This window comes from Kribbella yunnanensis, from assembly GCF_039529655.1.
Lineage (GTDB): Bacteria > Actinomycetota > Actinomycetes > Propionibacteriales > Kribbellaceae > Kribbella > Kribbella yunnanensis.
The window spans coordinates 14,284-28,575 of record NZ_BAAANF010000017.1; the positions used below are offsets into that span (position 1 = coordinate 14,284).

Consider the following 14,292-nt stretch of genomic DNA (forward strand, 5'->3'; position numbering starts at 1 on the left):
GGTCACTGCTCCTTAAGGGCTTGGGTGGCGGTGCCGTCGCGGCCGGGCGCCAGCTCTGAGGCGGGAGCTCGGGTGATCACCGTTCCGGTGCGTCCGGCTAGCAGGTCGGAGACGGGGGCGCTGCCGATGACGACCTCGGTCACGCCTTGCGCCAAGGCCTCGCCGGCGGCACGCAGCTTCTTGCGCATGCCTCCGGTGGCGCCCTTGTCGCGGAAGGCCGCGGCCGCGTCGGCGTCGATCCGCGATACCGGCTGGTCGTCGATCAGCAGGTGCGCGACATCGGTGACCAGGACGAGGTTGGTTGCCCCGATCGCACCCGCGATGGCCGCAGCTGCCCGGTCGGCATCGGTGTTGACCTCTTGGCCGAGCTCGTTGCTGGCCAACGGCGTGACCAGGTAGACGTGACCGGGGCGGAGGTTCTTGAGCACGCTCGGCTCGACCTTGGTGATGGGGCCGACCAGGTTCTCCAGTTCCACCAACTGCTTGCCCTGCCACCACCAGCGCTCGCCGGGGCCGGCGTACACGAGACCGTCGCTGCCGAGTTTCCGCTCGAGCGTGATCCCGCGGTACTCGAGCCGGGTGGCGACGTCGTCGGCCATCACCGTGCTGACCGTCTTGATGTCCTCGATCACCTCGGTGGTGGTCCAGCGACTCTGGTTGCCGTAGCGGTCCCGCAGAATCGCGGACGGGTCGCTGTACCGCGAGCTGAGCTGCTTGAGCGGTTTCGACCAGCCGTGCACCAGTACGACGGGGTGTTCCGCGGCATGCACGGCCAAGTCGTTCCACCAGGCGCCGGCGAGGTCGTCGAGGCAGCTGCCACCGAGTTTGACCACGATCGGGCTCATGCGGGCATCACCGGCTGCATCGTCAGCCCACTCTCCTCGGGCAGTTCGAACCGCAGGTTGGCGGCCTGAATCGCTTGTCCGGCTGCGCCCTTGACCAGGTTGTCGAGCGCCGCGAGAGCCACGATTCGCTTGGCCTCTTCGTCGTACAGGACGGTCACGTCGCAGTAGTTGGAGCCGAGCACAGCCTGCGGATCCGGGACCGGGATCAGCGTCTCGTTGTGCCGCCGTACGCGGACGAACTGCTTGCCCTTGTAGAAGCGGGTGTACGCGCGATGGAGGTCGCGTTGGTTGACCTCTTGGTCGGTGAAGACGTAGCTGCTCGTCATCAGGCCGCGGACGTGCGAGACGCCGTACGCCGACATGGACAGCGAGCCGATGGTTCCGGGCTTGGCGCGCTCGAAGAAGTCGCGAACCTCACCGGCATGGCGGTGGCCGGTGGGGGAGTACGGGGCGATCGCGCCGTTGCGGAGCGGGTGCAGGTCTGTCTTGCGCATCGACAGACCACCACCGGACGAACCGCTCTTGCCGTCGATCACCACCGTCTTGAGGTCCAGGCCGAGCTCGAGCGTGAGCGGGGCCAGGGCGAGCGTGATGGAGGTGGCGTAGCAGCCTGGCAACGAGATCAGGGTTGCTTGTGGCAACTGATCGCCGATGAGCTCGGGGACGCCGTACACGAAGCGGTCGGCGAGCTCGGTGCTGCGGTTGACCTTCGGGTACCAGCGGTCGTGCAGCTCGGTGGTACGGATCCGGAACGCGCCGCTGAGGTCGATGATCGTCGGCCCTTTGTCGGCCAGCAGTCGTGCCAGGTCCGCCGAGACGGGCGCGGGGGTGGCGAGGAACAGGACATCTGTTTTGTCCGCAACGGCCTCCGTCACGGCTTCGACCGTGAGGCCGAGGTCCATCCGGAGGCCGGGGTGGAGCTCCGCCGGGCGGCGGCCGAGGTTCGACGAGCCACCGAGGAAGGTGAGTTCCAGCTCGGGATGCTGGACGATCAGTCGGATCAGGTCGCCGCCGGCCAGCCCGGAGGCGCCGACGATTCCGGCCCGGATCATCCGAGCACCTCCTCGAGATAGTTGCCGATGGCCACGGCCACGTCGACACCGGTCGCGGTGGCGACACCGCGGAAGCCGGGCGCGTGGTTGACCTCGTTCACGACGTAACCCTTCGGCGTACTGAAGAGATCGACGCCGTAGATGCCCGGGCCGAGGACGTCGAGAACGCCGCTGACGATCTTGGCGACGTAAGGGTCGTCGGCTGCGGCGCGACTGGTGTTGCCGAGGGCTGCGTTGTTGCGCCAGTCCTCGCCGCCGGTGGTGAACTCGGCGACACCGACGAGCTCGGTACCGACGACCAGGCAGCGCACCGAGGCGCCGCCGGCCAGGAACGGTTCGACCAGACAGGCCTGCTCGAACGCGTGACCGAGGTCCTCGACGTAGTCGTAGACGGAGTGGGCGAGATCCGAGTCGCGGATCAACGTGACGCGCTTGCCCATCCCGCCGTACACGGGTTTGAGGACGACCGGCAGCTCGAACTCGGTGAGTGCCTTGGCGAAGTCCGAGCGGGAGAAGACCATCCGGAACTCCGGGACCGGGATGCCGGCTTTGCGGAGCGCGGTCCGGAGGACGGCCTTGTTCTCACACAGGTTGATGGCGTGCGCCGAGTTGATCACCCGGGTGCCGGACTCCTCGGCCAGGGTGGCGATCAGGCCACCCCGGGTGTAGCTCCGGCTGCGCAGCAGTACGGCGTCGAAGCCGGCCAGCGCCGAGGCGTCCGGGTTGCCCAGGCAGAGCGACTCGTCGTTGATCCACTCTACGGACAGGCCCAGTGCGGGCCCGGCCTGGATCAGTTGCCGCTCCTCCCAGGCGATCCGGTCCGCGACGATCGCGATGGACTTCGTGGGCATCTCACTGCCCCCAGTCGCGCAACTGCACCTCGACCATCGACAGGCGCAGCTGGCCGTCCTCGATGCCCTCGACGCGCAGCGTCAGCATGCACTCGGGGCAGGAGAAGGTCTCGCCCTGGACGAGCGCGGGAACGGTCAGGTCGGTCTCACACTCGGGGCAGACACCGGAAAGGGTGGCGGTGGACATCGGTGAACTCCAGTCTTCTTTTAAGGGTGGTTTAGATTGCCTGGAAGTCGACGGCGGCTTTACGGATACCGTCGCGATCGAGCAAGTGGCGGCCGGTCTCTTCCTGCCGGGTGATCAACCACGGGGTGAATTCGTCGACATCGACCGTCAGGCCGGAATCCTTCAATGCCCATTTGACCAAGGCCGGAGTCAGGCGGGTGCGGACCAGGAGTTCGCGGGAATTGCCGACCAATTCCGCCGGAACGGTTTCGTAGGCTTCCGGGTTGGTGAGTTGCCCCGGCAATTCGTAGGCGAAGGCGTGCGGCGACGTCGGTCCCGACTGGAACGCCGTACCGAGGCCTGCGCCGCGCAGCGCAACCTTGGACAGCTCGGTCAGGTGCGACAGGTCGAACCGGTCGTCGCCGTGCACGATGCGCAGTGCCATCAGCAGCTCGGCCAGGGGTGCGTTGCCGCCGCGTTCGCCGATGCCGCCGACGGTCGCGGAGATCCACTTGGCGCCGGCCCGGATCGCGGCGAGCGAGTTCGCCACGGCCATACCCAGCATGTTGTGCGAGTGGATCTCGATCTCGGAACCGTCGATCTCGGTGAGGCTCGCGATCTGGTCCTGCATCTGCCACGGCGACAGGTAGGCAACGGTCTCGGCCACGCGGAACCGGTCCGCGCCGACCGCGAAACCCGCTGTGACATAAGGAACCAAGCGCTCCTTGGGGGTGCGAGCGCCGTCCTCACCGCTGAACGTGACGTGGAAGCCGCGGTCCTTGGCCTGCGTGATCGCGGACTTCGCCAGCGCCTCCAGGAAGCGCGGGCTGGGCGATCCGAGCTTGAGCTTGGCGTGCTGCTCCGAGGTCGGGATCGAGTACATGATGTGGTGGACGCCGAGCCGCTGCGCCTCGTCCAGGGCGGTGGCGACCTGCTGGCGGTCGCGGACCACCACGAGCGACATGCTGCGCTCGGGACCGATCGCCTCGTGGGTGGCCTCGATCAGATCCGCGTCCTTGCTGTTCGGGCCCGAGATCATGCCGACCTCGACGAGCTCGATCCCGGTCTTCACCAGCAGATCGGCAATGATCGCCGCGTCCTGCGGGCCGAATTCGACCCCGGCCATATGGGCCGAATCCCGCAACGTGGCGTCGGACAATCGGGGGCGGATTTCCTGCCCTTCGGTGCTTACCGCTGATTCCATTGCTGTTGTGCTCCCTTGGCTGCGGATGGCGAGTTTCCGGCCGCGGGGCAGCCCCGGGGTTCGTGAGAAGCGGGGCGGCTTCGCGAGCTGTTCACCACCTTGCGGGGGCCGGACCAGGCGGGGCAAGCAGGTCTGTGTCAAGGATTGTGGAGCCTTGTGAGGCCGCGCGAGGATGCGTGTCGAAATCTGCCGACCGGTGGTTTTTCGTGATGATTCCGGCTCTGCTGAGGAATCACGGATACGTTTCCTGAGATCTGGCCCGCAGTTGTGAAGGGAAGGGATTCAGCGTGCTTCCGAAATTCCCTGGTGACAGCAATGACGGTGCTGGGGCGGTGATCGAGCAGGTCCGGCAGTTGGCCGGTCACCTCGCTCGTCCGACCGTCGCCACGCGCGATCGGCACCGCGAATGGGACGAGACCCTGTTCAAGGCCCTGACGGTTCCGGGCACCTTCGGTGGCGGGCTGACCGCCGTACAGACGGCTGCGTTGCTGACGGCGTTGGGGGAGGGATCGCAGGATCCTGGGCTCGCTCTCGCGGTTGCTACGCATGCGGTACTGGTGACTGTGCCACTGCGGACCTTTGGGACCGAGGCGCAGCGGTCGCGTTATCTGCCGTCGATCGCTGCGGGTGATTGGATCGGTGGGCTGTCGTTGCTGCAGACCTCCGGTGGCCCCGCGGTGGTGACGGCCCGAGCCGCTGGTGCCGATTGGGTACTGTCCGGTGCGCTCGAACTGGTTGCCCTCGGCCCCAAAGCTCATCACTTCCTGGTGGTCGCTGAGCACAGCACCGGATCTCGTACTGCGTTCCTCGTCGATGCCGACACCCCTGGTCTTTTCATCGAGGAGTCGACGCCGGCGGCGCTGCGCACGTGTCCGTGGGGACGGGTTGTCTTCGACGACTGTCAGGTGCCGGCCGATGCCGTCCTCGCTGCGGTCGGCGCCGCCGCCACTTCGGTTGAGCCGCTGCTCGCTGCGCTCGACTGGGTCTTCGTCAGCGCTGCGTGGCTGGGCATCCTCCGTGCTCTCGCGACTGACTCGCTCGCCGCCTCCCGCACGCGTGCGTTGTGTGGCGCTCACGTGCTGGATTCTCAGTCGGCCCGCTTCACCTTGGCCGACTTGGCAATTCAGAACGAACTCGTCTCCGGACTTCTTGAGAAGGTGGCAGGTCAGCTCGACGAATCGGCGCCGACCGCGTACCAGGACGCCGCATCCGCCCGCCTGTTTACGGCGTTCGCCGTACGGGCTGTGACTGAGGCTGCGGCGGAGCTGGCCGGTCCGGCGGCCGCGGACGAGGGGCAGTTGGTTGACCGCGCGTATCGCGATGCGCGCTTCTTCGTCTCGTCCGGTGGCGGTTCGGAAGTCCTTCGCCCGGTGATCGCCGCGTCGATTCTTGAGGATTGATGATGACTATTACGTACGACGGGATTGCGGCGCGTGCTGCTCAGGTCGACGCCACCGGTTCGATCCCCACCGAGAACTGGCAGGAACTCGTTGCCAGCGGCTACTTCGGCGTCTTCCACCCGGCTGAGTTGGGCGGCACCGGAGGCGATGCGGCCGCGCAGGTCGCCGCGATGGAGGCACTGGCCCGGGCCTGCTCCGGTACCTACTGGACCGCGACCGTCTCGGCCTTGCTGTGCGGCAACCTCCTGCGCACGTATGGGAACTCGCGGCATGACGATTTGGTTCGTTCGCTCATCAGCGGTGAGCGCCTGGCCGCGTTCGCGATCGTCGAAACGGCGGCTGGGAGCGACGCATCCACCTATCAAACGCTAGTACGCCGCACTGGCGACGGCTTCGTGATCAACGGCGAGAAGTCGCGGATCACCAACGCTCCGCGCGCCGACCTCGCGGTGACGTTGGCCCGGCGGGAAGTCGGCGACGGTGGTCCCGAGTGGTGCCTGGCCTTCGTCGAACTCGACCAGGCCGGAGTCCGCCGTTACGAGATCCCGCACATGGGCCTGCGCGGGATGCCCTGGGGCGGCATCGTGTACACCGACGCTCACGTCGACGAAGCCAACGTCATTCCCGTCCCCTTCACCGAACTCGCCGAAGGCATGACCTGGGGCTGGCTCCTCGTGTCGATCGCCGCTATCGCGACCGCTGAATCAGCGCTGGCCGCTTCAGTCCGGCACGCCAAACAACGCGTCTCCTTCGGCCGCCCGTTGGCCCACATGGAAGGCGTCCAAGCCCAGTTGGCCGACTCCCGCGCCCAGCTCGACGCCGCTCGCGTCTTGGCCCTCCGCGCCGCCACCGAACGCGTAGCCGGCAACTCTGCCAAGGACCTGATCGGCATGCTCAAGGTCTACGCCACCGAACTCGCAGTAGAGATCACCCAACGCGCCGTCCAGATCCACGGCGCGTTGGGCGTAACCCAGGGCCACGAAGTCGAACGCCATTACCGAGACGCTCAGATGAACGTAGTAGGCGCCTTCGCCACCAACCGCCTTCGCGAACAGCTGGTCGAGAACCTCACCCAAACCCCCGCCACCTACCGCCCGTCCACCTGGCGAAACCCAGTCACCATTAACCCGGCCCCCACCTGGTGGATCCCGACCACGGGCTACTGATCACAGGCCGGCCGAGGCACCGCCCCGCCTCGGCCGGCCTGTCTCACCGAATCATCAGCGTGGCGCCAGCGCGAGCAGAGATGTTCTGCACAGTGCTGAACACCATGTCCACGTTGTTGTCACCGGCGCAGTCCACGGTTCCGGTGTGCTGGCCCCAGGCCTTCACGGTGTAGGGGTCGTACGTCGTCAACCAGGGCGCACCCGAATCACCCTGCCGAGTCACACCGGCGTCGGCGTCAACGCACGTCTGCTGGTTGAGCAGGACCCCACTGACCACCACCGAGCTCGTGCGGGACGCGATTCTTCCGCAGACCAGGCCGGTGATCGCCCCGCTCGAACAAACCGTCACCCCGGTGACTGTCCCGGTGTCGATCCCCGTGACGTCGCGGTATGCGTCGGTGTCCGCACCGCCGACGTACACGATCGGAAGCACGCCGCCGACGGTGACCTTGACGAAGGCGAAGTCGATGTACTCGCTGTTGTTGAGGTACCTGGTCCCGATGTAGCCGATGCGCTGATTCTTGTCAGCCTGGAAGATGCTCGTGCCGGCGGACGCACAGTGGCCGGCGGTGCTCACGTACCCCATGCCGTCGGAATGGCGGGTCCAGTTGAACCCCGCCGTACAGGTGGCGGTGCCAACGGTGCGGGGGTCGTTCTGGTCGTCCCACAACGCCATGCCACCGAGGTACGGCGAACCTTGGTAGTACCGCGACTGAGCCTGCGGGGCCGCGCCCGGCGTGATGTCGACCGCGCTACCGAAGTTCTTCCGCGCCGCAACCTGGAGGGCGGCCGCACCTTTCACCGCGTGCGCCTTGATGCGGCCAGTCAGCTCGTCGACGGACCCACTCAGCACGTTGTCGACGGCCGCCTTCCCGCCCCACTTGCCTCGGTCCTGCATGAACCTGGCGATCAGCGCCTTCTGCTCGTCCAGCGACAACGGCACTGACCGGTACCTGGTGGTGACTGTCGAGGTCGCCAGCCGGCTGCTGATCGCGGCCTGCACTTCTTGCCGACGGTCAGCCTGTTTCGCCTTTGGCTGCACGAGATTGATGTACAACACCTTCGCGGCCGCGTCCCAGTGCGCACCGGCATACGAGCCTGCGTACTTGGCGGCAACCTTCTCGGCTTCATCAGCCGCCGCAAGCACCGGAACCTCTTCAGCCGGCGTCAGATTCCCGGCGGCTGTTGGTGGGGCGGGAGGCTCCGCGGCAACAGCTGGCACACCGATGGCACCAAGCACCAACGCCGTCGAAACCAAAATGGGCAGAGCAAAGCGAACTCTTCGCATAGGACAGTTCCTCACTGAGGTCGCACCGACTGTGCTGATCGCCCCACCAACAATGACCGCCCCCCGCACCCCACGGCACCCCTCTCCCCACATTTGCACGAACTGGCAAGAGTCGGGCTCGGCGGTCTCCGGTGGCTGAGGTTCGCTGGCATGCGGCCGGTGTCGTGGGTGCCGGGTACTCACCGCTGCGGCCGGCTCACAGAGGATGTGTGGCTGGCCAAGCAGATGGCTGAGCGGGATGGCGAGCCCGCGACCGCGTGCACGTGGCCTATGGCTGACGGGCTCGGGTTGCCGCAACAGCAGGATGCCGAGGCCGCGACCAGCGTGCACGTCGCGTGTGGTTGCTGCTGCGACACGTGGTGGAGGTGGTTTTGCTCGATCCGCGGAGTGCGACTGCCACAGAGCGGCAGCGATCTTCCGCCAAGCGCCGCCACCAACCGATCTCATCGCACGAGGTGGTGAGTGTGGGGCGCATCTTGGACCGCCGAGGCCCATAACCTTCCCCACCCCGCCCAACCACCGCCGACATACCTCCCCGCCCACGAACCACCCGACGTACGTCCGCCCCCGTCAACCACCTGACACGCGTCGCAACCCCGGCCAACCACCCGACGTGCCCTCCGCGCTCACCAACCACCCGCCATACGTCCCGGCCCTGGCCAACCATCCGCGACGGTCGCTTGATGGACAACCTCTTCGTCGACCGCGACCCAAGCCCGTCAGCCGTAGGTGGCGTGCACGCGGTCGCGGGCTCGCCATCCCGCCCAGCCACCTACCGGGCCCAGCCACACCTCCTGTCTAGGTCGGCCGCAGCGGCGGGGACCCGGCACCCACGACACCGGCCGCGGACCAGCGCACGGAGACCCCCACTCCCTCGGTGGGTGATAGTTCGCAGTCACGGAGAGACGACTTTGTTCCACGGAGGTGCGGAAGGACAGGAGGTGGTGGGCGGATTGGGGTGGGGAGGGCGAGAAGGTAGGCGTGGGTGGGGGTGTACGTAGGTGACTACGTCCTGTTGGTCGGGTGGGTGGGGAGGGTTAGGTGGCCGCGGATGGCGGCTCTGGTTATCCAGGGGACGGCGGTTAGGGTGCCGGCGGTTAGGAGGATGAGGGCGGGGCGGAGGCCGATGGCGGCGCCCAGGAGGCCGCCGGTTAGGCCGCCGATGGGGCCGGTGCCCCATTCGATGAGACGGATGACGGCGCCTACGCGGCCTAGCAGGGCTGGCTCGATGGTGTGTTGGAGCATGGTGGCTCGGATGATGATGAGGTGGACCACGCCTAGGCCGAGGAGGAACTGTCCTAGGCCGATGGTGGCGATCACCAGGAGGTCGGGGCCGTTGGCGAAGGGGATGAGGATTCCGCCGCCGACGAGGATCGCGGCGATGACGGCGGTCCAGGCGGTGCTGAAGCGGCGGGTGAGGGGTGTGGTGATGAGGCCGGCCAACAGCGGGCCTAGGGAGCCGATGACGGCGATGGCGCCGATGGCGGCTGGGGAGAGGCCGAGCTCGCGAACGGCGTACAGGACGTAGAGGGCGAGGACGCCCCAGTGGAAGAAGTCGGCGCTGCCTTTGCCGACGGTGATGGCGACGATCCCGGGCTGCTGCCGGAAGGCGGCGAAGCCGGCTCGGATGGACAGTCCGAAGCGAACCTTCTCCGAAGGCGGTAGCGGATCCGGACCACGGCCGCAGGCTTGCAGTACGGCGGCCACCAGGAAAGACGCGGCATCGACAGCGACCGCAATAGGTGCCGTGAGCAACTGAACGAGCACACCACCGAGCCCAGGACCGGCAACCGCGGTGACCGAGTCCGTGAGAGCGATACTGCTGTTAGCAGCGGTCAGCTGCCGCCGGTCGGTGACCAACGCGGGCACATAGGCGGTATGCGCCAATCCGTAAGCGAGCGCGAGGGTCCCCACGGCGAAGGTCACGACGTACAGCTGCCCCATCGTGAGCACCCCGAAAGCGGCCGCCAGCGGAACGGTACCGATCAGCACGCCCTGCCCGATGTTGGACCAGAACAGCAGCCGCCCACGCCGGAGGCGGTCGACGTACACACCAAGGAACAGCGCAAGCACCAAGCTCGGCAGCGACTCGAGTGCAGTCAACACACCCATCGCGGTCGGCCCCGCAGACAGCGTCAGTACGGCGATCAGTGGGATCGCGAGCTCGCTAACCTGCGTACCGGCGTTCGACAGCAACTGAGCCGTCCAGAAGAACGCGAACGGCCGGTTCCGCCGCAACGGGACGACTTCGGACATCCCCCGAGTATCCGATGAGCCGTCGTGAGCAGCCACCGATTTCGTTTCCTATATGATGTACGATCAAGCGTGCTTGATGTGACGGAGTTCGGAGCGGACCCCACCGGGGTCGCCGACAGTACGGCGGCCGTGGCGGCAGCGATCGAGGCCGCGCGGGATGTCGCCGGCCCCAAGGGGTTGGTCTTCCCGAAGGGGACTTACCACTTCTACCCAGACCAGGCCGTCCCCCACGAGCTGTACCTGTCGAACACAGCCGGCGCCGACCCCGCGGTCCGCTTCAAGCGATTCGCGCTGTACGTCGAGGGCATCGACGACCTCACCATCGACGGTCAAGGCTCGCACTTCCAGCTGCACGGCCAACTCGGCCTCTTCGCCGTCCTCGGATCCACCAACGTGACGCTGACGAACTTCGAGTTCGACCACTCAGCCCCGCGCATCATCGACCTGACGGTGATCGAGACCGGCCCGGGCTACCGCATCGTCTCCGTCCCCGCCGGCAGCCCGTACGTCGTCGAGGCCGGCCAAGTCTCATTCCTCACCGACCCAAGCCCGTACGACGGTCAGCCGTACTGGCGCCACTCGTCGGACGAACTGTCCAACGGCCAGCAGGTATTCGACCCAGTAGCCGGCCTAGCAAGCCGCCGCCCACCGTGGTTATTCGAGAACGTCATCTCGGTGACCGATCTCGGCGAACGGCGGTTGCGCATCGACTACGGCTCCGAGGCAACGCCAGACGGGCTAGGAATGGTCTATTCGCTCCGCGAGGTTACGCGAGACACAGCGGCCGGATTCATCTGGCAGTCGAAGGATGTCGCGGTGACCGATCTGCAGGCGCGGTACCTGCACGGGTTCGGCATCCTCGGCCAGTTCAGCGAAAACATCGTTGTCTCCGGCAATGAATTCGTCACCGACCGCGCATCCGGGCGGATCGCAGCGGCCTTCGCGGACTTCGTGCAGATGTCGGGTGTCAAGGGAACCGTGACGATCACCGGCAACACCTTCGACGGTGCACATGACGACGCGATCAACATCCACGGGACCTATCTTCCGATCACCAAGATCGACGGTCGCACCTTGCACCTCCGCTACGCGCACAACGAGACGGCCGGGTTCCCGCAGTTCGCCGTCGGTGACGAACTCGAGATCACCAACCGGGCCAGCCTCCGCGCGGTCGGCCAAGCGACCGTAACCGCCGTGACCGGCCCGACTGGCCGAGACTCAAGGCAGCTGACCACGATGACCGTCGTACTCGATCGAGACGTACCAGCCGACGTGGTCGCGGACCCGGAAGCGTTCGCCGTCGAGAACACCACCTACACGCCGGCGGTCCGAGTCGCCGGGAACACCTTCCGCAACATCCCCACCCGCGGAGTCCTGGTCGCCACCCGTCGCCCGGCCGTCATCGAGGACAACGTGTTCGACGGCCTGGACATGTCCGCGATCCTGATCACCGCCGACGCGTCAGGCTGGTACGAGTCCGGTCCGGTCCGCGACCTGACGATCCGCCGCAACACCTTCCGCCGGCCCGTCAGGAACCACGCCAGCATCCTGATCAACCCGGAGAATACGGTCTTCGACGGTCCGGTCCACGAGAACATCCGGATCGAGGACAACACCTTCGAAGGCGGCCTGGTGGTCGAGGCCAAGAGCGTCCGAAACCTTGCCATCCGCAACAATCACGTCGATGGCGGGACCTCGGACGACAGCTTCCGCTTCACCGATTGCTCCGAGATCACCCTGGAGAACTAGTACTCCGAACACAGACACCCGACGCCACGCTCGATCCACTCGGGGAGTCGCCAATCGGGGTGCCGCTCGATCATCAGCGCCCGAACCTCCTCGGCGATCGTCTCCACCGGCAGCGCGGAGTCCCGTCGTACCCAGGTCTCGTCCCGCAGCTCGGTCAGGTAGTCGCGAACGTCGACCAGCAGCCGCGTGTCGCCAACAGCTCCATGGCCGGGTACGACGATCGCCGGGTTCGACGCGGTCAGATGCTCCATGACCTTGATCCAGGCGACGCCGGAGACATCGGTCTCGTACGGCGGGAACCACGGGAAGATGGCGAACTGACCGGTCTCGACGAGGTCGCCGGTGAAGACCGCCGAGACGTCCGGTACGACGATGAGCTGGTCGCCGTTGCTGTGCGCCCGCCCGGTCGGCCGTAGCCGGACCACCCGACCGCCGAGGTCGATCTCATGGCTATCGGCGTAGACGAGATCCGGTGTCGGCTGCGAAACACCGTCGAGTTCGCGGGCGACCGCGGGGCCGAGCTGATTGAACATCGCCAGCGTGCTCTCCCACTTCGACGATAGATCGGTCGCCTGGGTGGAGTTCACCAGGTACGTCGCCTCGCCGGCGAACGCCGTTGCGCCGAAAGCGTGCTCCGGGTGGAAGTGAGTCGTGGTCAAGTACAGTCGCCGGCCCGCGGCGTACTCGGTGGCGAACTTCAGCACCTGCTCGGCGTTGCGCGGGCCGAGCCCAGTGTCGACCACCAGGACCGATTGTGAGCCGCCGATGATGCCGATGTTCGGGACCAGATCGACGTCCTGGTTGGGGATCACAACCAGATCCCGCGCGATCTCTTGAGCGGTTGAGGTGTCGACGATTGGATGGTCGGTCATGTGATCATCCTTGGTCGATCGATCAGACCCGTCCAAGACTTCTTCCGCATGGCCGATACCCACTGGGTATCATCGCTGGTCATGGACCTGCGACTGCTGCGCTACTTCGTGGCGGTCGCCGAAGAACTCCACTTCGGGCGGGCCGCGACCCGCCTGCACATGAGCCAACCGCCGCTCAGCCGGGCGATCCGCCAGCTGGAAGCTGACCTCGGTACGACGCTTCTGCATCGCTCTGCCGCGGGTGTTTCGCTCACCCCGGCCGGCGCGACGCTGCTCACCGAGGCCCGCAATCTGCTGGCGCAGTCCGAGCAGGTCCGCGCGCGAGTGAATGCCGCGGCCAGCCTCACGGTTGGGATCCTTGCCGACAGCACCGATCCCGGTATCGCCCGCCTCGCCGACAGCTACCGCCGTTTGCATCCGACCGTCACAATCACCATCCGCGAGGCCGACCTCACCGACCCCACCTGCGGGCTCCGCACCGGTCTGGTCGACATCGCCATCACCCGCGCTCCCTTCGACCCGACCGGTTTGCACCTGCACGAACTCCGCGCCGACCCAGTGGGCGCCGTACTCCGCACTGATGATCCACTCGCCTCGCGCGACCACCTGGCGCTGGCCGACCTGGCTGACCGGGCGTGGTTCCAGTTCCCGCCTGGTACCGACCCGGTGTGGCAGTCCTTCTGGAACGGTGGCGAATCTCGCGAGGGCCCGGTTGTCCGAGCCGTTCAGGAATGCATCCAGGCTGTGCTCTGGAACGGGACCGTCGGTCTCGCCCCGCTCGGCCACCACCTGTCGGACGAACTGGTCGTCGTACCGGTCATTGACCTCCCGCCCAGCCCAGTAGTAGCCGCCTGGTCTGCCAGCGACACCAACCCGCTGATCCCCACCTTCGTGCGGCTCGCAGCGACGGCGTACACGCCTTAGTGCATCACCGTCGCGATTAGCGCGGTCCCCGGAGCGGTGCGGCCGCCGGGGCCCGGTGTGGGGGTGACGTGCTCGATGTCGAGTGGTTCACCGCACTCGGAGCAGGCGACTGTCGGTGTCGTCCGGTGGCCGCAGGTCGTGTGCGTGAACTGGATCGGCGGGCCGCCGTCCGGAGTCACCCACCGGTCGCCCCAGGCGGTCAGCGCCATCAGGATCGGCAGGAGCTCGCGGCCCGCTTCGGAGAGCGTGTACCGGTAGCGCACCGGGTTGTCCTGGTACGGCGTCCGCGCGATCAGGCCGCCGTCCATCATGGTTTCCAACCGGTTGGTTAATAGATTCCGCGAGATGCCCAGGTCGGTGACCAGTTGGTCGAACCGGTCCAGCCCGAGGTAGAGATCGCGCAGGATCAGCGGCGACCACCAGTCGCCCATCACCTCCAGCGACTGGGCGAGCGAACAGTGGAATCCCGCGAACGACGTGTTCCGCATGATCTCCATCCTAGTCAGTTGCGTTATTGAA

Annotated in this window: 13 protein-coding genes; 4 read left to right on the plus strand and 9 right to left on the minus strand. The window is 66.7% G+C overall.

Translation table 11 applies throughout. The features are described 5' to 3' along the window. Positions 1 to 2: 2 nt before the first annotated feature. From ABD231_RS23630 to ABD231_RS23650, 5 genes are read right to left on the minus strand one after another with little or no spacing between them, the layout of a single operon-like run. A complete protein-coding gene (locus ABD231_RS23630; protein WP_344155905.1) occupies positions 3 to 845 on the minus strand; it encodes an amino acid kinase family protein in 843 nt (280 codons plus the stop codon). Then, positions 842 to 1,897 carry an N-acetyl-gamma-glutamyl-phosphate reductase gene (gene argC, locus ABD231_RS23635; RefSeq protein ID WP_344155908.1) on the minus strand — a complete coding sequence of 352 codons (1,056 nt, stop codon included), beginning with the start codon at positions 1,895 to 1,897 and terminating at the stop codon, positions 842 to 844. The genes ABD231_RS23630 and argC overlap by 4 nt, the downstream gene beginning before the upstream one ends. Then, positions 1,894 to 2,748 carry an ATP-grasp domain-containing protein gene (locus tag ABD231_RS23640; protein WP_344155911.1) on the minus strand — a complete coding sequence of 285 codons (855 nt, stop codon included), beginning with the start codon at positions 2,746 to 2,748 and terminating at the stop codon, positions 1,894 to 1,896. The genes argC and ABD231_RS23640 overlap by 4 nt, the downstream gene beginning before the upstream one ends. 1 nt (position 2,749) lies before the next feature. Continuing rightward, entirely contained in the window at positions 2,750 to 2,935 is a 186-nt protein-coding gene (locus ABD231_RS23645; RefSeq protein WP_344155914.1) for a hypothetical protein, read from the minus strand. Positions 2,936 to 2,966: 31 nt separating this feature from the next. Next, positions 2,967 to 4,118 (minus strand): hypothetical protein, encoded by a 1,152-nt coding sequence (locus tag ABD231_RS23650; RefSeq protein WP_344155917.1) that lies wholly within the window; start codon positions 4,116 to 4,118, stop codon positions 2,967 to 2,969. A 287-nt stretch (positions 4,119 to 4,405) separates the two neighbouring features. Here ABD231_RS23650 and ABD231_RS23655 point away from each other — a divergent pair, with 287 nt between their 5' ends. Both ABD231_RS23655 and ABD231_RS23660 read left to right on the plus strand, forming a co-directional pair. Further along, the gene (locus ABD231_RS23655; RefSeq protein ID WP_344155920.1) at positions 4,406 to 5,518 is read left to right on the plus strand and encodes an acyl-CoA dehydrogenase family protein; all 1,113 of its coding nucleotides are present in this window, start codon (positions 4,406 to 4,408) and stop codon (positions 5,516 to 5,518) included. Beyond that, the gene (locus ABD231_RS23660; protein ID WP_344155923.1) at positions 5,518 to 6,684 is read left to right on the plus strand and encodes an acyl-CoA dehydrogenase family protein; all 1,167 of its coding nucleotides are present in this window, start codon (positions 5,518 to 5,520) and stop codon (positions 6,682 to 6,684) included. Before ABD231_RS23655 ends, ABD231_RS23660 begins: the two co-directional genes overlap by 1 nt. A gap of 43 nt (positions 6,685 to 6,727) precedes the next feature. Here the strand turns inward: ABD231_RS23660 and ABD231_RS23665 are convergent, their stop codons facing one another. Next, complete coding sequence (locus ABD231_RS23665) at positions 6,728 to 7,906, minus strand: chymotrypsin family serine protease (RefSeq protein ID WP_344155926.1); 1,179 nt, start codon at positions 7,904 to 7,906, stop codon at positions 6,728 to 6,730. A gap of 1,071 nt (positions 7,907 to 8,977) precedes the next feature. Then, positions 8,978 to 10,228 carry an MFS transporter gene (locus tag ABD231_RS23670; RefSeq protein ID WP_344155929.1) on the minus strand — a complete coding sequence of 417 codons (1,251 nt, stop codon included), beginning with the start codon at positions 10,226 to 10,228 and terminating at the stop codon, positions 8,978 to 8,980. A 78-nt stretch (positions 10,229 to 10,306) separates the two neighbouring features. Here ABD231_RS23670 and ABD231_RS23675 point away from each other — a divergent pair, with 78 nt between their 5' ends. Next, on the plus strand, positions 10,307 to 11,977 hold the full coding sequence (locus ABD231_RS23675; RefSeq protein ID WP_344155932.1) for a right-handed parallel beta-helix repeat-containing protein: 1,671 nt from the start codon (positions 10,307 to 10,309) through the stop codon (positions 11,975 to 11,977). Here ABD231_RS23675 and ABD231_RS23680 read toward each other — a convergent pair. Then, positions 11,974 to 12,849: an MBL fold metallo-hydrolase gene (locus ABD231_RS23680; protein ID WP_344155935.1), complete on the minus strand. Its 876-nt coding sequence runs from the start codon at positions 12,847 to 12,849 to the stop codon at positions 11,974 to 11,976. The genes ABD231_RS23675 and ABD231_RS23680 overlap by 4 nt on opposite strands. Positions 12,850 to 12,930: 81 nt before the next feature. Between ABD231_RS23680 and ABD231_RS23685 the strand changes: the two genes are divergently transcribed. Beyond that, positions 12,931 to 13,773: a LysR family transcriptional regulator gene (locus ABD231_RS23685; protein ID WP_344155938.1), complete on the plus strand. Its 843-nt coding sequence runs from the start codon at positions 12,931 to 12,933 to the stop codon at positions 13,771 to 13,773. On the opposite strand, the gene ABD231_RS23690 is transcribed toward ABD231_RS23685, so the two are convergent. Beyond that, positions 13,770 to 14,261 carry a winged helix-turn-helix transcriptional regulator gene (locus ABD231_RS23690; RefSeq protein ID WP_344155941.1) on the minus strand — a complete coding sequence of 164 codons (492 nt, stop codon included), beginning with the start codon at positions 14,259 to 14,261 and terminating at the stop codon, positions 13,770 to 13,772. The genes ABD231_RS23685 and ABD231_RS23690 overlap by 4 nt on opposite strands. Positions 14,262 to 14,292 lie beyond the last annotated feature (31 nt).

Bases quoted from the DNA above. Each gene is read 5' to 3' on its own strand.
- ABD231_RS23685 (WP_344155938.1), top strand. From the start codon at position 12,931: ATGGACCTGCGACTGCTGCGCTACTTCGTGGCGGTCGCCGAAGAACTC.
- ABD231_RS23660 (WP_344155923.1), top strand. From the start codon at position 5,518: ATGATGACTATTACGTACGACGGGATTGCGGCGCGTGCTGCTCAGGTC.
- ABD231_RS23630 (WP_344155905.1), bottom strand. From the start codon at position 845: ATGAGCCCGATCGTGGTCAAACTCGGTGGCAGCTGCCTCGACGACCTC.
- ABD231_RS23645 (WP_344155914.1), bottom strand. From the start codon at position 2,935: ATGTCCACCGCCACCCTTTCCGGTGTCTGCCCCGAGTGTGAGACCGAC.
- ABD231_RS23690 (WP_344155941.1), bottom strand. From the start codon at position 14,261: ATGCGGAACACGTCGTTCGCGGGATTCCACTGTTCGCTCGCCCAGTCG.
- ABD231_RS23680 (WP_344155935.1), bottom strand. From the start codon at position 12,849: ATGACCGACCATCCAATCGTCGACACCTCAACCGCTCAAGAGATCGCG.
- ABD231_RS23640 (WP_344155911.1), bottom strand. From the start codon at position 2,748: ATGCCCACGAAGTCCATCGCGATCGTCGCGGACCGGATCGCCTGGGAG.
- argC (WP_344155908.1), bottom strand. From the start codon at position 1,897: ATGATCCGGGCCGGAATCGTCGGCGCCTCCGGGCTGGCCGGCGGCGAC.
- ABD231_RS23670 (WP_344155929.1), bottom strand. From the start codon at position 10,228: ATGTCCGAAGTCGTCCCGTTGCGGCGGAACCGGCCGTTCGCGTTCTTC.
- ABD231_RS23650 (WP_344155917.1), bottom strand. From the start codon at position 4,118: ATGGAATCAGCGGTAAGCACCGAAGGGCAGGAAATCCGCCCCCGATTG.